This window comes from Micromonospora sp. NPDC049201 (assembly GCF_055586805.1).
Map to the genome: position 1 here is coordinate 468,858 of NZ_JBVJHM010000001.1, position 19,246 is coordinate 488,103.

Sequence of the window (19,246 nt, forward strand, 5' to 3'; positions counted from 1 at the left end):
CGTGGTGAGCACATCACGGCGGGTCACCACCGGTCAAGCACCGCCACACGCGAAGCGGCGGACGGGCCCCGTGGCCCGTCCGCCGCCGTCGACGCGTCCTGGGGTCAGCCCAGGCGCGCCTCGATCGCCTCGATGATCCGGGGCCGCAGCTCGGCGGCGCGGATCACCGTGTCCACGGAACCGACCTCGACGGCACGCTGGATGCTGTGCACCCGGTCGAACTCGGTGGCCACCTCGCCCAGCTTCTCGGCCCGCACCGACGACCGCAGCTCGTCCAGCTCCCCGGTGAGCGTCGCGCGCTCGGTGCCGGTGGCGGCCCCGACCCGGCTCTCCAGCTCGCGTACCCGGGAGTCGGCGGCGGTGCGCGCGGCGACCTCGCCGGCGAAGACCACGGCGGCGGCCGGCGCGCCACCGAGCACCGAGGCGAACGAGCCCTCGATCGCCAGCACCGTCATGGCCGGGTTGAGCGCCTTGGAGAACACCACGAACGCGCCGCCGTGGTAGCGCGAGATCACGCAGAACACGATCGGGCCGCGGAAGTTCACGATCGCCCGGCCGATCTCCGCGCCGTACTCCAGTTGCAGCTTGCGCATCGACTCCGGCGAGCCGTCGAAGCCGGACAGGTTGGCCAGCACGACGAGGGGCCGGTTGCCGCTGGCCGCGTTGATCGCCCGCGCGGCCTTCTTCGACGACCGGGGGAACAGCGTGCCGGCGGTGTAGGTGTCCGGGCCGTCGGTGGGCGGGAAGCCGTGCCGGGGCACCGACCGGGACTCGATGCCGAGCAGGCACACCGGGATGCCGCCGAGGTGCACGTCCTGCACCACCGCGGTCTCCGCGTCGGCCATGCCCGCCCACCGCTCCAGCACCGGGTGGTCCTGGTCCGCGAGGGCCCGCATCACGGTACGGATGTCGAACGGCTTCTTCCGGTCCGGGTTCGCGGTGGCGGAGAAGATCTCCCCGACCGTGGTGAAGTCGCTGCCGGCCACCGTGTGCGGGAACGTCGACACGTCCCGGTCCACCGGGTCGGTGGTGGTGGCCCGGCGCGGCGCGTCCTCACCCGGCGCCACGTACGTGTGGTCGTAGTGCGCCATCAGCACCTCGTGCGCGGCCGGCAGGCTCGGCGCCCAGTACTGCGCCTGCCCGTTCGGGCCCATCACCCGGTCGTAGCCGCCGATGCCGAAGTTGTCCTCGGCGGACACGCCACCGGAGAAGTCCAGCGACTGCTTGCCGGTCAGCACCATCGCCGAGTCCGGCGTCATCACCAGCACACCCTTGGTGTGCATGAGCATCGTCGCCTCGGCGTTCCAGTACGGCTGGGCGCCGACGGTGATGCCCGCCACCACGATGTTGATCTCGCCGCCGTCCTGGGTGAACTCGACGATCCGCTTGAGCGCGGCGGCCACCCAGTCCATGTTCTCGGTGCCCGAGGTCATCGAGATCCGGGCGCCGGCGGAGAGCGCGTACCACTCCAACGGCACGCCCATCCGCTGCGCCAGGTCCAGCGCGGCGATCACCCGCCGGCACTCCGGCTCGGAGAGCGCGCCGAGCGACTTCGTCGGGTCGCCCAGCAGCACCACCCGCGTCACCCCGTCCGGGTGTCGTGGCGTCGGCGTACGGACCACGCCGGCCACGATCGCGGCGGTGTTGCGCCCCTTCGGCCGGTCCACCGGCACCAGCGTGTGCCCGGCGTCCAGGTCGTGCTCGGTGAACTCGCCGAGCAGCCCGGTCAGCTCGTACGGGTAGACCGTGTTGCGGCTGGCCGCCCGCAGCACCTTGAGCCGGTAGTCGTCGAGCGGCTCGACCGGCTCGGTCGGCGGCTCCCCGACGAAGAGCCGGGCCTGCCCGGTGACGTCGAACGCGATCCGCACGCCGACCTTGGTCAGCTCCCCGGTCCGGCGGTCCCGCTGCCGCCCGATGAACAGGATCTCCTCCAGATCCGCGCCGACCGTGGTCGGGCGCACCCGGGCCGCGATCCGCTCCATCTCCTCGCGGGTCAGCTCGCTCGGCGGCCAGACGTAGATGACGATCCGGTTGGTCGGGAACCGGACCTTCGACGGTCGCCGGGACTGCGCCCGGCGGATCGAGTCGATGCAGGCGGTGACCGCGTCCTCGGTGGTCGGCAGCGCCACCAGCCGGCCGTCCTGCTCGCGCAGCTCGGTCAGGTCCCGGACCTGGGCGAACGCGACGAGCCGCTGGTCCGTCGGGTTCTCCTGGGCGACCGCCTGGAAGAGGTAGACCTCCTCGTCCAGCGACGGCAGGCGGGTCAGGTCGAACCGGTGCAGCCGCTCCAACTGCATCCGCTGCGCGATGTACGGGTGCAGGCCCCGGATCAGTCGCTCCTCGACCATCGCGGTCCCGTCCGGACGGAACGTGAAGTGGTGGTGCATCACCGCGCCGCCGCGCCCGGCCACCGTGGTGGTGAGCCGGCGCACCCGGTCCGGCAGCGGATGCGCGTTGATCACGTCGAGCAGCGCGGCGGCGGTGGCGTCGAACTCCTCGGGCTGGTTCTCCCAGGCCAGGTAGACGTCCGCGTCGACGGCCGCGCAGTCCGCGGCGACCTCGGCCAGCCCGCGCAGCGCGTCGCCGAGCGCGTCGAACCGCACCGCGGCCGACACCACGCTCGACTCGGCGCGGTCGGCCACCACGAACACGCAACCCCCGGCCGTACGGGTGCGGACGCCGGTGAGCGCCTTGTTGCCGTAGTAGCGGCGGGTCAGCACCTCCAGCATGGTCGCGTTGTCCAGGTTGTCCCGGACCAGCCGCTGACCGAGCAACCGGACCAGCGGCTCGGTGCTGCGGACCATCTCGGCGACCCGCTCGTCGCGGTCCGGCGCGTCCGGCTGGCGGTCGAGGTGACGCAGGTGCGACCGGACCCGCGCGTACACCCGGGCCCGGTTGCGGCGCAGCAGTGGCTGGGCGAACCAGGCGAACACCACGCCCCGGGCCAGGTCCGCGACGACCGGGAAGCGGACCTGGGTGGCCGCGATCAGCCGCTCCAACGCGAGGCCGGCCGGCTCGCGCAGCGCCTCGTCCGGCGGCAGCTCCCGCAGCCAGGAGCGGAGCAGCGCGGCGATCACGGCGGCGTCGACGGTGGCCCGCTGCTGGGCCAGGAAGATCCGGAACACCGCGGCCTCGAGCGCGGGGGAGCGGTCCAGCTCGCGCACGCCGTAGTGACCGAGCGCCTTGGCCAGGCGGGCCCGGAACGCCTCCGGCGAACCGGCCCGCTCCACGTCGAGGCTCTGGAGGTAGATGTGGAAGTGCTCGCGGGCGCTGTGCAGGTGCCCGCCGGGACCGTCGTCCCCGCCCGGCCGGTTGCGGCTCAGCTCGGCCAGGTCGGCGAAGACGTCGACCAGTTCCAGCTCCTCGGCCAGCGGCCGGTGCCCGGCCTCGGTGGCCGCCCGCCGCGCGTCGAGGTAGTCGTCGAGGACACGGCGCTCGTCGTGCGGGTCCACGTCGAAGCCGAGCAGCAGCCCGCGCAGGTCCTCCTGGCCACGCTCGACCCGGGTCCGCGCCGGGACGTCCGCGGGCGCGTCCGGCAGGTCCAGCTCCACGGCCTCCTCGGCCGGGGCGGCGGCCTCGGCGCCCTCCTCGGCGACCGGTTCCAGGCGCAGCAGCGGCGCGCCGGCCTCCACCTGGGTGCCGACCGCGACGGCGCACTCCTTCAGGCGGGCCCGGAACGGCGCCCGCAGCACCGTCTCCATCTTCATCGCCTCCAGCACCAGCACCGGCGCGCCGGCCTCGACCTCCGCGCCGACCTCCAGCGGCGTGGCGACGACGAGCGCCGGCATCGGGGAGCGCAGCACGCCGCCCTCGTCGCGGCTGATCCGGTGCGTGACGCCGTCCACCTCGACCAGGTGGACCGGCCCGTGGGTGCCGGTGAGCAGGCGGTAGCGGACGCCGTTGACGGCGATCTGCCCGGTGTGCCGGTCGAAGCGGTCCAGCTCGACGTCGGCGGTACGCGCGTCGCCGCCGGCCTCGATGCCGACCCGGAACCGGTGCGCGCCGACCCGGGCCACCCGCATCCGGTAGCTCGCGCCGCGCAGCTTCAGGTCCAGCGGCCGGCCGCTGCGGTGCTGCACCTGGGGCCGCCCGCCGGCCGCGGTGGAGAGCAGCCGCTGCCGCTCGGCGCTCTCGTCCTCCTCGTACGCCTCGATCGCGGCGGCGGCCAGCGCCACCGCGGAGTGCCGGTGCCCGACCAGCCGGCCCTCGCCGCGGACCCGGTCGATCCAGCCGGTGTCCGCGCTGGCGTCGATCACCTCGGGCTGGTCGAGCAGGTCGAGCACGAAGCTCTTGTTTGTCGCCCCGCCCTCGATGACCACGGTGGTGTCCGCCATGGCGCGGCGCAGCCGGCCGAGCGCCTCGTCCCGGTCCCGGCCGTACGCGATGATCTTGGCGATCATGGAGTCGAAGTCGGCGGGGATGGTGTCGCCCTCGCTGACCCCGGTGTCCACCCGGATGCCGGGGCCGGCCGGGAGATCCAGGCGGGTGATCCGCCCGGGGGAGGGGGCGAAGTCCCGGTCCGGGTCCTCCGCGTTGAGCCGCGCCTCGATGGCGTGCCCGCGCTCGGCCGGCGGCGCGCCGGTGAGCCGGCCCCCGCCGGCCACGTGCAGCTGCGCCTTGACCAGGTCGAAGCCGGTGGTCGACTCGGTGATCGGGTGTTCGACCTGGAGCCGGGTGTTCACCTCCAGGAAGGCGAAGATCCGGTCGCCGGGGTGGTAGAGGAACTCCACCGTGGCCGCGCCGCGGTAGCCGACCGCGACCGCCAGCCGTTCCGCCGACGTCTTCAGCTCGGCGACCTGCGCCGGGTCGAGCAGCGGCGAGGCCGACTCCTCGATCACCTTCTGGTTGCGCCGCTGCACCGAGCAGTCCCGGACGCCGAGCGCCCACGCGGTGCCCTGCCCGTCCGCGATCACCTGCACCTCGACGTGGCGGGCGCCGGTGACCAGGCGCTCCAGGAACACCACGCCGCTGCCGAACGCCCGGGCCGCCTCCTGGCTGGTGCGCTCGTACGCGTCGGCCAGCTCCGCGTCGCTGCGGACCACCCGGATGCCGCGCCCGCCGCCGCCGGCGGTCGCCTTCAGCATCAGCGGGTAGCCGATCTGCGCCGCCGCGGCCACCGCCGCCTCCAGGCTCTCCACCGCGCCGCGGCTCCACGGCGCGACCGGCACGCCGACCTCCTCGGCGATCAGCTTGGCGCCGATCTTGTCGCCGAGCTTGCGCATCGCGTCCGCGCTCGGCCCGACGAACGTGACACCGACCTTCTCGCACAGCTCGGCGAAGGCCGGGTCCTCGGCCACGAAGCCCCAACCCACCCACGCGGCGTCGGCGCGGGTCTCCACCAGCGCGCGTTCCAGCGCCTTGAGGTCGAGGTACGGGCGGGCGGACGCGGGCCCGAGGTCGTACGCGACGTCCGCCTCGCGGACGAAGGTGGCGGTGCGGTCGACGTCGGTGTACAGCGCGACGGTCTCGATCCGGCTGCCGGTCTCCGCGGCCAGTTCCCGGACCGCGTGGATGAGCCGCATGGCGGCCTCACCACGGTTGACGATGGCGACACGGGTGAACACGTGACCGTCCCCTTCGGTAGACCCACGGTGTTGCGCCGGGTGGCGGCGGTGCCCCCGGCTTGCCTCACCCTGCCGTCTGCCAGCGGGCCGCGCCATGTCGTAATCGCCGAACCCTGAGCGGCGACCGTTGTAGGAACCACACAAAAGTTTTTATGCCAATACGCTGGACAGCGCCGTCCCCGAGCGGGGCCGGCGCTGTCCAGCGGTGACGTGGGCGGTTCAGCCCGGGATCTCGCGCGGGTCGCGGCTGCGCGGGTAGGTGTTCTTCTCTCCGATCGTGCCGTCCTGCTTCTTGATCACGTGCTCGGTGCCACGCTCGGCCGCCATCTCCCGGCCGGCGGCCTCCGCCTCGGCCTTCGTGTCGTGCCGGCTGCTGGCGCGCTCGTTGCCCTCCGGGCGGTTCTTCCACTGCCCGTCCTGCTGGTAGGTGTCGATGTCACCCTTCGCCATGTCGTCAGCTCCCTCGAATCCGTGGTCGATGACGAATGTCTGCCCCCACCCCCGCCCCCCTAATCCTCCCGCCCCTCCCGCCCCCTCACTCCCACCCCCGCCGCGCGCAGATTCACGGAAAGAGTGGCCATTCCCGCCAGAATGGCCACTCTTTCCGTGAAACAGGCGTCGGGTGGTGGGTGGGTGCGCGCGGGGGCGGCGCGATTTTGTGGGTTTCGATCTCGTCCCGGCATCTGGTCGGGGAGCCGGGTCGGGAGTCCGGTGGGGTGGTGCGAAAACGTGTTACTGACCAGTAAGGACGCGCGTGAATGCCGCCAACCGCCCGAGTCGCCGTCGATCGGTCCTACCCGACCCAAGTGCTGAGATCGGGGCCAGTCGCCGCAAGCGGAACTCTTGCCATCAATGACAAACGTGTGACAACTTCGACGAAGCCCGATCGGCCGAGCCTCACCGGCCGAACGGCTGCCCGGGGCTGCCGAAAGGCCGCCCGTGCTCAGCTCCAGGAGGTATCCATATGCGACTCTCCGGGTCATCGCGGCGTACCGCCACCGCCCTCACCGTGGCCGGCGCGCTGATCGTCGGCTCACTGGCCGGCGCTCCCGCAAACGCCGCACCCGAGACGTCCGCCACCCCCGAGAAAGCCACCGCGCTCGCCGCCGCACTCGGCGACCGCTCCGCCGGGACGTACGCCGACGCCGCCGGCACCATGGTCGTCACGGTGACCGACGACGCCGCCGCCCAGAAGGTCCGCGCGGCCGGCGCCACCCCCAAGCTCGTCACCCGGGGCGCGGACGACCTCGCCCGCGCCACCTCGGCGCTCGACAAGTCCGCCCGCATCCCGGGCACCGCCTGGTGGACCGACCCGGCGACCAACCAGGTGGTCGTCTCGGTCGACAGCACCGTCACCGGCGCGAAGCTGGACCGGGTCAAGGCCGTCGCGAAGCAGCTCGACGGCACGATCCGGATCGAGCGCGAAGCCGGCACACTCGGCACCCGGACGGCCGGCGGCGAGGCCATCTACGCCCAGGGCGGCGGCCGCTGCTCGCTCGGCTTCAACGTGCGCAGCGGCAGCACCTACTACTTCCTGACCGCCGGGCACTGCACCGCGATCGCCGCCAACTGGTACGCCGACTCCGGGCAGAGCAGCCAGCTCGGCGCCGGTGGCACCGGCAGCTTCCCCGGCAACGACTACGGCATCGTGCAGCACACGAACGCCGGCGCGGCGGAGAGCAGCGTCTCGCTCTACAACGGCAGCACGCAGGCCATCACCGGCGCGGCCGACGCGTTCGTCGGGCAGTCGGTGCAGCGCTCCGGCAGCACCACCGGCCTGCACGGCGGCACGGTCGAGGCGCTCGACGCCACGGTGAACTACGCCGAGGGCAGCGTCTCCGGCCTGATCCGCACGAACGTCTGCGCCGAGCCGGGCGACAGCGGCGGCTCGCTGTTCAGCGGCAGCAGCGCCATCGGCCTGACCTCCGGCGGCAACGGTGACTGCTCCTCCGGCGGGACCACCTACTTCCAGCCGGTGACCGAGGCGCTCAGCGTCTACGGCGTGAGCATCGCCTGATCGCGTCCGCGTACCGGAAGGGGTCGTCGGGAAACCGGCGGCCCCTTCCGGCCGCTTTTGCCGGAACGGCAAGGATCCTTGCCGCCGGCCCGGCCGCCGCGCACGATGGCGGAGCCGGGCCGCCGACGTGCCCGGCGGCGAAGGAGGCAGGCATGACCGGGCACCACCACCAGCACCACCAGAACCCGCCGGCGGACACCGACCCGGCCCGGTTCTGGGACGAGCGGTACGGACAGGCGGAGCGGATCTGGAGCGGCCGGGTCAACCCGGTGCTCGCCGAGGTGGCCGCCGACCTGCCCCCGGGCACCGCGCTCGACCTGGGCAGCGGGGAGGGCGGCGACGCGGTCTGGCTGGCGACCCGGGGCTGGCACGTCACCGCCGTGGACATCTCGACCGTGGCGCTGGAGCGGCTCGCGGTCGAGGCCGCGCGCGCCGGCGTGGCGGACCGGATCACCACCGCCCGGCACGACGTGAACCGGAACTTCCCGGCCGGTCGCTTCGACCTGGTGTCGGCGCAGTTCTTCCAGTCCCCGCTGGTGCTGCCCCGGGAACAGGTGCTGCCCCGGGCGGCCGGGGCGGTGGCGCCCGGCGGCCGGCTGCTCGTCGTCGAGCACGGCGCGCCGCCGCCGTGGTCCGGGCTCGACGCCGACGACCCGCGGTTCGCCAGCCCGGAGCGGATCCTCGCCGCGATCGACCTCGACCCGAACGGCTGGCGGATCGAGCGCCTCGGCGCGGCACGCCGCACCGCCACCGGCCCCGACGGTCACCCGGGAGAGCTGGTCGACCACGTGGTCCTGGCCCACCGCCGCTGACCGTCGGCCCCGGGCCGGGTCAACAGCAGCACCAGCGTGCCGGCCGCGCACAACGCCGCCGCCATGGCGTACGCCCAGCGGAAGCCGACCTGCGCGGAGAGCCCCAGCAGCGGGCCGGCGAGCACCGCGCCGATCGGGAACGTGTTGGTGAACAGCGTGGTGGCCCGGCCGGGCTGACCGGGCAGCAGATCCTGCACGTACGAGATGCCGACCCCGGAGACCGCGGCGATGAACAGCGCGTTGACCGGCTGCGCGACGAGCAGCACCGGCACGCTCGTCGCCCCGGCGGCGACCGCGTAGTAGGCGATGCCGCAGCCGGCCCCGACCAGGATCAACGGCCGGAGCCGGACCCGCGCGGTGAGCGCGCCCAGCCCCAGCATGAGCGGGATCTCCAGTGCGGCGCAGAGGCCCAGCACGAGGCCCGCGTCCGCCGGGTCGCCGCGCAGCACCCGGCCGATGAACAGCGGCAGCACCTGCACGCCGAGCGTCAGCGGGCACTGCAACATGGTGAAGGCGGCCACCGTCAGCGCCAACCGCCAGCGCGACGCGCCCGGCGGGCCGGCGGCCGGCTCGTCCGGGGCCGGCCGCGGCGGCACCGGCAGCTCCTCCAGCCGGAGCACGGCGATCAGCGCGGCCAGCGCGTACATGACCGCGGCCGCGCCGTAGACCAGCCGGAAGCCGCCGACGGAGAGCAGGACCGCGGCCAGCGGCGGCCCGGCCACCCAGGACAGCGAGAAGACGGTACGCATCACGCTGACGCCGAGCGCGGCCCGCCCGGGACTGTCCCGGTCGAGCAGTTGGCGGGTGTAGGCGAACGACTGCGGGAACAGCGAGTTGGCCAGCGCCATGACGGTCGCGGTCAGCACCATCAGGACCCAGTAGTCGCGGACGAACGCGATCAGGCCGGCGCCCACCATCCCGGCCAGCGACGCGCCGATCAGCAGCCGACGCCGGATCGGCCACCGGTCCGACAGCCGCCCCACCAGCACCGCCACCGCCACCCCGGACAGCGGCGTGACGACCAGGAACACGGTGACCCGCACCGGATCGGCCCGCACCTCGGTGTCGAGGAACAGCGACAGGAAGGGCATCACCACGGAGACGGAGGTGCCGACGGTCAGGAACAGCAGGGCCAGCGGAAGCAGCCGGAAGCGGCCGGCGCGCACCGCCGGCCTGGTGTCGACAGCCATGCGGCGCACGGTACGCCCTACCGGTGACAAACCCGCCTCGGACGTGATTCTTACCGTCCTCGAACACCACGCCGCTAACGTCGGCGGCATGAGGGAACGGGAAGCGGTGGCGCACCTGTTGCGCCGGGCGACGTTCGGGCCGACCGCCGACGAGGTGGACGACGCCGAGCGGGCCGGGCTCGCCGCCACCCTCGACCGGCTGCTCGACCCCGCCGGGCCGGACCGGGGCGCGGCGGCCACCCCGACGCCCCCGCTCGGCCCCGACCCGGCGGCGGCGCTCGGCCAGGGCGCCACCCGTGAGCAGCGCCAACAGGTCAACCGCGAACGTCGTGAGCAGGTGAGCACGCTGACCGCCTGGTGGCTGGCGCGGATGATCGCGGCCGAGCACCAGGGCGACGAGAAGCTGCTGTTCTTCTGGCACGGGCACTGGGCCACGAGCGTGCGCAAGGTCCGGTCGGCGCCGCTGATGCTGCGTCAGTTGGAGACGCTTCGACGGTTCGGCCGGGGCCCGCTGGCGCCGCTGGTCGACGCCATGGTCCGGGACCCGGCGCTCATCCTCTGGCTCGACGGCCAGCAGAACACCCGGCGGGCACCGAACGAGAACCTGGCCCGTGAGCTGCTGGAACTGTTCACGCTCGGCATCGGCGGCGGCTATGGCGAGGCCGACGTCAAGGAGGGCGCGCGGGCGCTCACCGGCTGGACGGTGGACCGGCGTACCGGCGTCGCCCGGTTCGTGGCCCGGCGGCACGATCCCGGGCCGAAGACGATCCTCGGCAGCCGTGCCGCGTTCGACGCCGGCTCGTACGCGACGCTGCTCGCCGGCCGCCCGGAGACCGCCCGGTTCGTCGCCGGCCGGCTGTGGTTCCGCTACGCCGGCGCGCAGGTGCCGCCGCCGGCGGACCTCGCCGGCCCGGACACCGTCGGCACGCTGCGCCGGATCTTCACCGCGCCGGCGTTCGCGCAGACCCGCGACACGCTCGTCAAACAGCCCGTCGAATGGCTGGTCGGCGCGGCCCGGCAGCTCGGAGTGCGCCCGGCGGCGTTGTCGGAGGCGGGCCGGCGCCGGCTGCTGGCCGGGCTCAACGCCCTCGACCAGGTGCCGTTGCGGCCACCGAGCGTCGGCGGCTGGCCGGCCGGCACGGCCTGGCTGACCACCTCGTCGTTGCAGGCCCGGATGAGGGTCGCCGACCAGGTGGCCGGCGTGGCCGATCCGGCGGTGCTGGCCCGGCTCGCCGCCGCGCCACCGGCGGGTCGGCCCGACGCGTTGGCGCGGCTGCTGGTCGTGGACCGGTGGAGCGACCGCACCCGGGCCGCCCTGGCCCCACTGGCCGGACAACCCCGCCGGCTGCTGGTCGCCGGCCTGGTCAGCCCCGAGTACGCGGTCAGTTGAGAGGAGCGATCCGTGGACGTCCTGACCCGACGGCGGTTCCTGGTGGCCAGTGGCGTGGTCGGCGCGAGCGCCCTGGCCGGCGGCGCCGCCGCGTACCGCCTGAACGACCTGCTCGCCACCGCCGGTGACCGGGACCCGCAGGCCCGCACGCTGGTCCTGGTCACGCTGTACGGCGGCAACGACGGCCTGAACACCGTCGTGCCCCACGCCGACCCCGCCTACCGGAACGCCCGGCCCGACCTGGCGTACTCGGCCGAGGAGGTGCTGCGGCTCGACGACGGCACCGGCCTCAACCCGGCGCTCGGCGGGCTGCACCGCGCGTACGGCGCGGGACGGCTCGCGGTGGTGCGCGGCGTCGGCTACCCGAAGCCGGACCGGAGCCACTTCCGGTCCATGGACATCTGGCACACCGCCCAGCCGGACCGGCCCGGCACCACGGGTTGGCTGGGCCGCTGGCTCGACCGGGCCGGCGCGGACCCCCGGCTGGCGGTGTCGTTCGAGCCTGCGCTGCCGCCACTGCTGGCCGGGGAACGGGGGGCGGGGGCGTCGGTGCCGGTGACCGAGCGGGAGGGCCCACCCCGGCTCGCCGCCGAGACGCTCACCGCGCTCGCGGCCGTCGCGCCGGACGACTCACCGGCCCGGGCCCGCGCGGCGGCCTGCTTCGCCGACCTGGGCGCGGTGGACGCGATGGTTCGGCAGGTCCGGGCCACGCCGGCGGGGGAGGACGCCGAGGACGACGGGGAGACCGCGCCGGCCACCGCGACCGGCGGCGCCCGGGCCTCCCTGGACGCGCAACTCGACCTGGTCGCCCGCTGTGTCGAGGCGGGGGTCGTCACCCGGGTCTTCTCCGTCTCGCTCGGCGGCTTCGACACGCACGCCGACGAGAAGCAGCTCCAGGAGGTGCTGCTCGGGCAGCTCGACGGCGCGTTGAGCCGCTTCACCGACCGGATGTCGCGCACCGCGGCCGGCCGCCAGGTGGTGGTGGCGGTCTACTCGGAGTTCGGCCGCCGGGTCCGGGCCAACGCCTCCGACGGCACCGATCACGGCACCGCCTCGAACGTGCTGCTGCTGGGCGCGCCGGTCGACGGCGGCCTGTACGGCGAGCCGCCCAGCCTCACCGACCTCGACGACGGCGACCTGAAGTTCACCACCGACTTCCGGGACGTCTACGCCACGCTGTTGGAGCGGGTGCTGGACACCGATGCCGGGGCGGTCCTCGGGGGCTGGCGGGGGCGGCTCGCCGACGCGCTCTGAGCCGGCGACGCCGGGTCAGCCGACCGCGGTGGCCGACGGCGGCGCGCTGCCGCCGCGCGGCGCCTCGGCCGTCATCAGCCGGATGATCTCCGCCCGGTCGGCCTCCGACGGCAGCCCCCACTCCGGCCGGTAGCCGTACACCTCATCCAGCGGGGTGGCGGCGGTCCGGCCGTCGACGATCTCGACCGAGTCGGTGCCGATCAGGCCGGGATGCTCCACGCCGCACGCCTCCGCGACCTTGACCAGGTCCCGGCGCAGCGTCCGCACGTAGTTGGCGGCCCGCACCGACTTGCGGGCCGGGTCCAGGCCCCGGGCCAGCCAGGCGTTCTGGGTCGCGACGCCGGTCGGGCAGGTGTCGGTGTGGCACTTCTGCGCCTGGATGCAGCCGATCGCCAGCATCGCCTCCCGGCCGACGTTGACCATGTCGGCGCCGAGCGCGAACGCGACCACCGCGTTGTCCGGCAGGCCGAGCTTGCCCGCGCCGACGAAGACCACCTGCTCGTGCAGGCCGCGCTCGGCGAACGTCCGGTAGACGCGGGAAAAGCCCTGCTGGAACGGCAGCGACACCGAGTCGCTGAAGATGAGCGGGGCGGCGCCGGTGCCGCCCTCACCGCCGTCGACGGTGACGAAGTCGACGCCCCGGCCGGTGTCCCGCATCAGCGTGGCGAGGTCCTCCCAGAAGCCCAGGTCGCCGACCGCCGACTTGATGCCGACCGGCAGGCCGGTCTCGGCCGCGAGCAGCTCCACCCAGTCCAGCAGGCTGTCGCAGTCGGAGAACTCGGCGTGCCGCGACGGGCTGACGCAGTCCTGCCCGGCCGGGATGCCCCGGGTGGCGGCGATCTCGGCGGAGACCTTCGCCGCCGGCAGCAGACCGCCCAGGCTGGGCTTGGCGCCCTGGCTGAGTTTGATCTCCAACGCCCGCACCGGCGCGCCCGCCACCAGCTCCTTGAGCCGGTCCAGGCTGAACCGGCCGTGGGCGTCGCGGCAGCCGAAGTACGCGGTGCCGAGCTGGAAGACCAGCTCACCGCCCTTGCGGTGGTACGGCGACAGGCCGCCCTCACCGGTGTTCTGGAGGCAGCCGGCCAGCGCGGCGCCCCGGTTCAACGCCTCGATCGCGTTGCCGGAGAGCGAGCCGAAGCTCATCCCGGAGATGTTGACCACCGACTCCGGCCGGAACGCCCGCGCCCGCCCGCGCGCCGCGCCCAGCACCTTGGCGCAGGGCAACGCCACGTCGTGCCCGGCGCCCGGCGCGGACGGCGGCACGGCCCGCCCGAACGTGCGGTGCTTGATGATCGGGTAGCCGCGGGTGTGCTCGATGTCGTTGTCGGTGCCGAACCCGAAGTAGTTGTTCTCCTGCTTCGCCGAGGCGTACACCCAGCGCCGCTGGTCGCGGGTGAACGGCCGCTCCTCGTCGTTGCCGGCCACCACGTACTGGCGCAGCTCGGGCCCGATCGACTCGATCAGGTAGCGGGCGCGGCCGAGGACGGGAAAGTTGCGGCGCAGCGCGTGGTCACGTTGCAGCAGGTCCCGTGCGGCGAGCGCGGCGACGGCGGCGACGGCGGCGGGTACGGCTCTTCTGGCCCAGCTCATCCCGCCACTCTTTCCGCCCGGGCGGCCGATCAAACTCGGGCGGGAACCCGAGCGGCGCGAGCGGTGTCAGGGAAGTGGACCGAGCTGGAGGTTGTCCTGGACGACGACGAGATCGTCACCCGCGTACGCGCCGGTGACCGGGAGGCGTACGACCTCCTGGTCGCCCGGCACACCGCGTCCGCGTACCGGACGGCGCTGCTGCTCGGCGCCGGGCCGGACGCGGAGGACGTCATTCAGGAGGCGTTCGTGAAGGCGTACCGGAAGGTGTCCCGGTACCGGGGTGAGGCGTCGTTCCGGTCCTGGCTGCTGGCCATCGTGGCGAACGAGAGCCGGAACCTGCACCGCTCACGGGGCCGGCGGGACGGGCTGGCGCTGCGGGCGGCGGCGGCCGACCCGCTGACGGAGGCGACCGCCGGGGACGGGCTCGACGCGGTCCTCGCCGCCGAACGCCGCGCGGCGTTGGTCGGGGCGCTGCGCCGGTTGCCGGACCGGGACCGTGACGTGCTCGCCTGCCGGTACCTGCTCGACCTCACCGAGGACGAGACCGGCACCGTGCTGGGGCTGCCCCGGGGCACCGTGAAGTCGCGGGCCCACCGCGCCCTGGCCAAGCTGCGCGGCCTGCTCGACCACGAGGCGGTGCGCCGTGGATGACCTGGAGCGGGAACTACGCGACCTGGGCGCCTGGCTGGAGCCGGCCGGGCCGCCGGACGTGACCGCCCGGGTCCGTGCCCGCCTCGCCGCGCCGCCGCGTCGACGGTGGCGCTACTGGCTGGCCGCCGCGCTCGCGGCCCTGCTGGTGGCGGCGTTGCCGCCGGGCCGGGCCGCGCTCGCCGACGCGGTGACCGGGCTGCTGCGGTTCTCCGGCGTCGTCATCGACACCTCACCCGCGCCCGCGCCGCCCACCGGCACCCCGTCGCCGTTGCCGGCGCAGCGTCCGGTCGCGCTCGTCGAGGCCCAGCGGCAGGTCCGCTTCCCGATCCGGATGCCGGCCCGGCTCGGCGCCCCCGAGCGGGTGCTGGTCGCCGACCCGGACGGCATGGGCGCGCACCGGGTCGCCAGCCTGCTCTACCGGGGCGGGACGCTGCGACTGGACGCGTTCGACGGCGCGCTCGACACCGTGTTCCACAAGCAGGCGGCCGGCGCGGACGTGACGTTCACGTCGGTGCACGGCAACTTCGCGATCTGGGTCGGCGGCCCGCACGCGCTGGCGTACGTCGACCGGCGGGGGAGCGTGCGGGTGGCCACCGCGCGTCTGAGCGCGGCGACGCTGATCTGGCAGGAGGGCGGCGTGAGCTACCGGCTGGAGGGCGACCTGACCCGGGACGAGGCGCTCGACGTCGCGGGCTCGCTGGACTGAGCCGGGAACCCGGCCGGCGCGGGCGGTGTCCTGCTGGTGGAGCGTACGTCGTCGATCGGGGGTGTCGGATGTCCCGTCCGGGCATGGTTCTGCTGGTGCCGGTGCTGCTGGTGGCCGGCTGCACGAGCGCGGGCCGCCCGGCCCCGCCGCCGCCGGACGCCGGCCCGGCCGGTACGACCGCCGCCGCGCCCGCCGCGACGGGGTGCCGCGCGGCGGTGACGACCGGCCGGTTGCCGGACTGGGCGGACGCCGGGTTCCACGGCGACACCCGGATGCCGCACGTCCTCGGCGACCGGGGGGAGATCGTCGCGATCCTGTTCGGGCACCCGCTGACGTACGCCCGGAGCGAGGGGCCGACCAACAAGATCCTCTGGGTGGGTCGCCCGACGTCCGCCTCGCCCGACCCGACGGCGTCGACCACGCTGGTGATCACCGCGACGCTGGACGGCGTCGGCACCGCGGTCACCCGGGAGGTGGCCGGCGGTCCGGGACCGTCCATCGTCGACCTGCCGGCGGCCGGCTGCTGGCACCTGCGGCTGGCCTGGTCCGGCCGGTCCGACACGCTGGATCTCGGCTACCGGGCCGCCGGCTGAGGCCGGGGTCGGCGACGGGTTCGTGCCCCGGCCGCGGGGCATGGGCCGGTCCGGTCCGGGTAACGCCGGGTCATGGCGAAGTACACGAAGCCGGAACTGCGGGAGCGGCTGAAGGAGGAGATCAAGGCCTCCGACAAGGGTGGCCGGCCGGGGCAGTGGTCGGCCCGCAAGTCGCAGTTGCTGACCAACGAGTACAAGAAGCGCGGCGGGGGCTTCGCGGGCCCGAAGGACGCGCGGCAGCGTTCCCTGCAACGCTGGGGCGGCGAGCAGTGGCAGACCCGGTCCGGTGAGACCCGTGCCCGGCACAACGGTGAAACCGAGCGTTACCTGCCGAAACAGGCCTGGGAGGAGCTGTCGGAGCAGGACCGGCGGGAAACCGACCGTCGCAAGCGGCGCGCGTCCCGCACCGGCCGGCAGTACGTCCCGAACACCGGCCCGGCCAAGCGGGCCCGCCGGGACGCGACCGCGGCCGAGCAGGTGAACGAGCTGCCGGTGGCGGAGGCGGCGAAGCTGGTGCGCGACCTCGACAAGCGCCAGCTCGACGCGGCGTTGCGTAGGGAACGCGGCGGCAAGGCCCGCAGCACGCTGATCCGGCGGCTGGAGTCGGAACTCCGCCGCCGGACCGCGTGAGCACCGACTACCGGCGCGGCTGCTGCGGGACGCGGGGCAGCACGAACGGCGGTCCGGAGAAGATGAGGTCGGCCTTCAGCTCCTGGTACGACCGCTTCGGCTGGTAGTTCTCGTCGTACACGGTGGCCAGGCCCTCCGGCGGGTCCGAGAACGCGCCCGGCACCCAGGAGTGCTTGTCGGTGAAGCCCCAGAGCGTGAACGACAGGCAGTGCCGCTCGGCCAGGCAGGCGCGCAGCAGAGTGCTGAAGTTGGCCGCGGACGCCTGCAACCGGGGGTTGATCTCGGCGGAGTCGCCGGCCTGCACCCCGGCGGTGAGCTGGCTGCGCACGTCCACCTCGGTGAACGCGGTGGCCAGGCCCAGGCCGGCGAACCTCCGCAGCGCGGCGGCGACCTGGAGCGTGTCGTAGTTGCCGTACTGGGTGCCCAGGTGGCCCTGGCTGCCGACGCCGTCGATCGGCACGCCCCGGGCCCGCAGGTCCCGCGCCATCTCGTAGACGAACTGCGTCTTGTCGTCGGCCGGGTTGCCGGAGCCGAACGCCTCGATGTTGTAGTCGTTGTAGAACAGCAGCGCGTTCGGGTCGGCGGCGCGTGCCCAGCGGAACGCGTCGGCGATGTAGCCGGGGCCGAGGTGCTCGGCCCAGAAGCCCTTGTAGTGCAGCGTGGACGGGGTGTCCCAGGGGTCGCTGACCGCCTCGTTCACCACGTCCCACTGCCAGATCTGGCCCTTGAAGTGGCGGACCACGGCGGTGATGTGGTCACGCAGGATGCGGCGCAGTTCGGCGGTGTCGATGGAGCCGTCCTCGACGCCGCTGGTCAGCCACGCCGGCAACTGGTTGTGCCAGACCAGCACGTGACCGCGGACCCGCTGGTGGTGCTGGCGGGCGAACGCGACCAGCTCGTCGGCCGGCCCCCAGTCGTAGGTGCCGCGGGTGGGCTCCAGGCTCTCCCACTTCATCACGTTCTCGGCGGTGACGGTGGAGAACTCGGACCCGACCAGCTCGCGGTAGCGGGGTTCGGCGGCGTTGTCGAGCGCGGCCATGTCGACCGCGGTGCCCACGTACAGGCCGTGTCGTTGGGCCAGGGCACGCAGGCTCTGCGCGGTCGGGTCGTAGGGGCGTCCGGCGGTGGCGGGTACGGCGTTGAGGGCGGCGGCGGTCGCGACGGCGACCAGGCCGGCGGCGATCCAACGGCTCGGCTTCACAGGTGTCCTTCCGGCAGCGGGCGAAACTTCCGGGAACTTTTCCGAAACTCGGCCGGAACATTACGGCCGTCGATGTGGCGTCGTCAATCGCCTGGTGCGCCGGTGTCTTGACACCCGCCGTTGTGAACGTGAACATAGATGGTTGTCTGTATAGGGAGGTCTTGGCGTGAACGAGGTGCGGCGTAATCGGTTCCTGATCGCGCTGGTGGGCGCGCTGATCGCGCTGGTGGGTGGCGTGGCGGTCGCCCCGACGCCGGCCGCCGCCGCCACCGACGGGTTCCGGGGCATGAACTGGGCGGTCCTGGGGGACAACTTCAGCACCGGCCCGCTCGTCGTGCAGGGCCTGAGCATGTCCGACAGCAACGCGACCGTGCGGGCCAAGGCCAACGCCCTCTACGACGACATGGCGGCCACCATGGGCGTCAACACCGTCCGGCTGCCGATCAACACGCACACCGTGGGCACGGCGTGGTGGGAGGCGTACCGGGGCGCGATCGACGCCGCCACCGCGCGGGGCTTCAAGGTCATCCTCGCCTACTGGGAGGACGGCGCCGCCTCCGGCGGCCGGATCACGAACCTCGCCGCCTGGAACGCGATGTGGTCCACGGTGACCAACACGTACGGCGCGAACCCCAACGTCTACTTCGAGCCGATGAACGAGCCGCACGGCTACAGCTCGGCGGAGTGGCGCGACGTCGCGGCCAACTGGCTCAGCTACCACTACTCGGCGGTGCCCGGCCGGGTGCTCGTCGGCGGCACCGGCTTCAGCCAGGACCTGCGTGACGTCTGCAACGATTCCCGCTTCGCCGCGACGCTGTTCTCCTTCCACCACTACGCGTTCTTCTACGAGGCGATGAGCTACGACGCCTTCCGGAGCCACATCCAGACCCGCCTCGGCAACTGCGCCTCCCGCGCGGTGGCCACCGAGTTCGGCGCGCCGATGAACGACGGCCGCGACTACGCCGACGCCGGCAGCACCGACAACTTCGTCCGTCACATCCGCGCCATGGCCCAGGTCATGCGCGACAACCGGATGGGCGGCACCTACTGGCCGGCCCTCGGCGGCAAGCCCGGCACCATCGGGTACGACTGGTACTCGATGTTCTCGCTCAGCGGCAGCGGCACGAGCCTCGACCTGACCGTCCGCAACCCCTCCGGCGCGGACCGGATCCGCTACGGGTGGGGCGACACGGTCGGCGGCGGGCCCACCACGCCGCCCCCGCCGACCGGGACGTTCTACCGGGTCACCGTGCGCCACAGCGGCAAGGCGATGGACGTCCAGGCGCCGAACACCGACAACGGCGCGCGCGTCGGCCAGTACACGTACGGCGGCAACGCGTGGCAGCAGTGGCAGTTCGTCGACGCCGGCAGCGGCTGGTGGCGCCTCGTCAGCCGGCACAGCGGCAAGTGCCTCGACGTGACGGGCGCGTCGACCGCCGACGGCGCGGAACTCATCCAGTACACCTGCGGCAGCGGCGCGAACCAGCAGTTCCAGATGGTGGCCAACGGCACCTGGTTCCAGCTCCGGGCCCGACACAGCGGCAAGTGCGTGGACGTGCCGGCCCTGTCGACCGCGGACGGCGTGGTCCTCAAGCAGTATCCGTGCAACACCGGCGCCAACCAGCAGTGGTCGCGCACGCCCGTCTGA

General features: G+C 73.8%; 14 protein-coding genes. 9 read left to right on the forward strand and 5 right to left on the reverse strand.

Annotated elements, in window-relative coordinates; translation table 11 throughout:
* Positions 1-104 precede the first annotated feature (104 nt).
* Positions 105-5,564, reverse strand: coding sequence for an ATP-binding protein (locus tag ACZ6O5_RS01820; protein WP_465974014.1), 5,460 nt, complete (start codon positions 5,562-5,564; stop codon positions 105-107).
* A gap of 219 nt (positions 5,565-5,783) precedes the next feature.
* Entirely contained in the window at positions 5,784-6,014 is a 231-nt protein-coding gene (locus ACZ6O5_RS01825) for a DUF2188 domain-containing protein (RefSeq protein WP_089154306.1), read from the reverse strand.
* Positions 6,015-6,528: 514 nt separating this feature from the next.
* Here ACZ6O5_RS01825 and ACZ6O5_RS01830 point away from each other — a divergent pair.
* A complete protein-coding gene (locus tag ACZ6O5_RS01830) occupies positions 6,529-7,581 on the forward strand; it encodes a S1 family peptidase (RefSeq protein WP_465974015.1) in 1,053 nt (350 codons plus the stop codon).
* 152 nt (positions 7,582-7,733) lie between these two features.
* The gene (locus ACZ6O5_RS01835; RefSeq protein WP_465974016.1) at positions 7,734-8,393 is read left to right on the forward strand and encodes an SAM-dependent methyltransferase; all 660 of its coding nucleotides are present in this window, start codon (positions 7,734-7,736) and stop codon (positions 8,391-8,393) included.
* On the opposite strand, the gene ACZ6O5_RS01840 is transcribed toward ACZ6O5_RS01835, so the two are convergent.
* Positions 8,345-9,583 carry a sugar efflux transporter gene (locus ACZ6O5_RS01840; RefSeq protein ID WP_465974017.1) on the reverse strand — a complete coding sequence of 413 codons (1,239 nt, stop codon included), beginning with the start codon at positions 9,581-9,583 and terminating at the stop codon, positions 8,345-8,347. The two genes, ACZ6O5_RS01835 and ACZ6O5_RS01840, sit on opposite strands and share 49 nt — an antisense overlap.
* Positions 9,584-9,671: 88 nt before the next feature.
* Here ACZ6O5_RS01840 and ACZ6O5_RS01845 point away from each other — a divergent pair, with 88 nt between their 5' ends.
* Together ACZ6O5_RS01845 and ACZ6O5_RS01850 are read left to right on the forward strand one after the other, a co-directional pair.
* Positions 9,672-10,973, forward strand: coding sequence for a DUF1800 domain-containing protein (locus tag ACZ6O5_RS01845; RefSeq protein ID WP_465974018.1), 1,302 nt, complete (start codon positions 9,672-9,674; stop codon positions 10,971-10,973).
* Between the two features lie 12 nt (positions 10,974-10,985).
* Positions 10,986-12,227 (forward strand): DUF1501 domain-containing protein, encoded by a 1,242-nt coding sequence (locus tag ACZ6O5_RS01850; RefSeq protein WP_465974019.1) that lies wholly within the window; start codon positions 10,986-10,988, stop codon positions 12,225-12,227.
* A gap of 15 nt (positions 12,228-12,242) precedes the next feature.
* On the opposite strand, the gene ACZ6O5_RS01855 is transcribed toward ACZ6O5_RS01850, so the two are convergent.
* Positions 12,243-13,817 carry a glutamate synthase-related protein gene (locus tag ACZ6O5_RS01855; RefSeq protein WP_465974020.1) on the reverse strand — a complete coding sequence of 525 codons (1,575 nt, stop codon included), beginning with the start codon at positions 13,815-13,817 and terminating at the stop codon, positions 12,243-12,245.
* A 63-nt stretch (positions 13,818-13,880) separates the two neighbouring features.
* On the opposite strand from ACZ6O5_RS01855, the gene ACZ6O5_RS01860 reads away from it, so the two are divergent.
* From ACZ6O5_RS01860 to ACZ6O5_RS01875, 4 genes are all read left to right on the forward strand, one after another.
* Complete coding sequence (locus ACZ6O5_RS01860) at positions 13,881-14,468, forward strand: RNA polymerase sigma factor (RefSeq protein WP_465974021.1); 588 nt, start codon at positions 13,881-13,883, stop codon at positions 14,466-14,468.
* Complete coding sequence (locus ACZ6O5_RS01865) at positions 14,461-15,174, forward strand: hypothetical protein (RefSeq protein WP_465974022.1); 714 nt, start codon at positions 14,461-14,463, stop codon at positions 15,172-15,174. Before ACZ6O5_RS01860 ends, ACZ6O5_RS01865 begins: the two co-directional genes overlap by 8 nt.
* A gap of 83 nt (positions 15,175-15,257) precedes the next feature.
* Positions 15,258-15,767 (forward strand): hypothetical protein, encoded by a 510-nt coding sequence (locus ACZ6O5_RS01870; RefSeq protein WP_465974023.1) that lies wholly within the window; start codon positions 15,258-15,260, stop codon positions 15,765-15,767.
* A gap of 72 nt (positions 15,768-15,839) precedes the next feature.
* The gene (locus ACZ6O5_RS01875; protein ID WP_465974024.1) at positions 15,840-16,397 is read left to right on the forward strand and encodes a DUF5872 domain-containing protein; all 558 of its coding nucleotides are present in this window, start codon (positions 15,840-15,842) and stop codon (positions 16,395-16,397) included.
* Positions 16,398-16,404: 7 nt separating this feature from the next.
* Here ACZ6O5_RS01875 and ACZ6O5_RS01880 read toward each other — a convergent pair whose 3' ends face one another.
* Complete coding sequence (locus tag ACZ6O5_RS01880) at positions 16,405-17,598, reverse strand: endo-1,4-beta-xylanase (protein ID WP_465974025.1); 1,194 nt, start codon at positions 17,596-17,598, stop codon at positions 16,405-16,407.
* A gap of 166 nt (positions 17,599-17,764) precedes the next feature.
* Here ACZ6O5_RS01880 and ACZ6O5_RS01885 point away from each other — a divergent pair, with 166 nt between their 5' ends.
* Positions 17,765-19,246 (forward strand): RICIN domain-containing protein, encoded by a 1,482-nt coding sequence (locus ACZ6O5_RS01885; RefSeq protein ID WP_465974026.1) that lies wholly within the window; start codon positions 17,765-17,767, stop codon positions 19,244-19,246.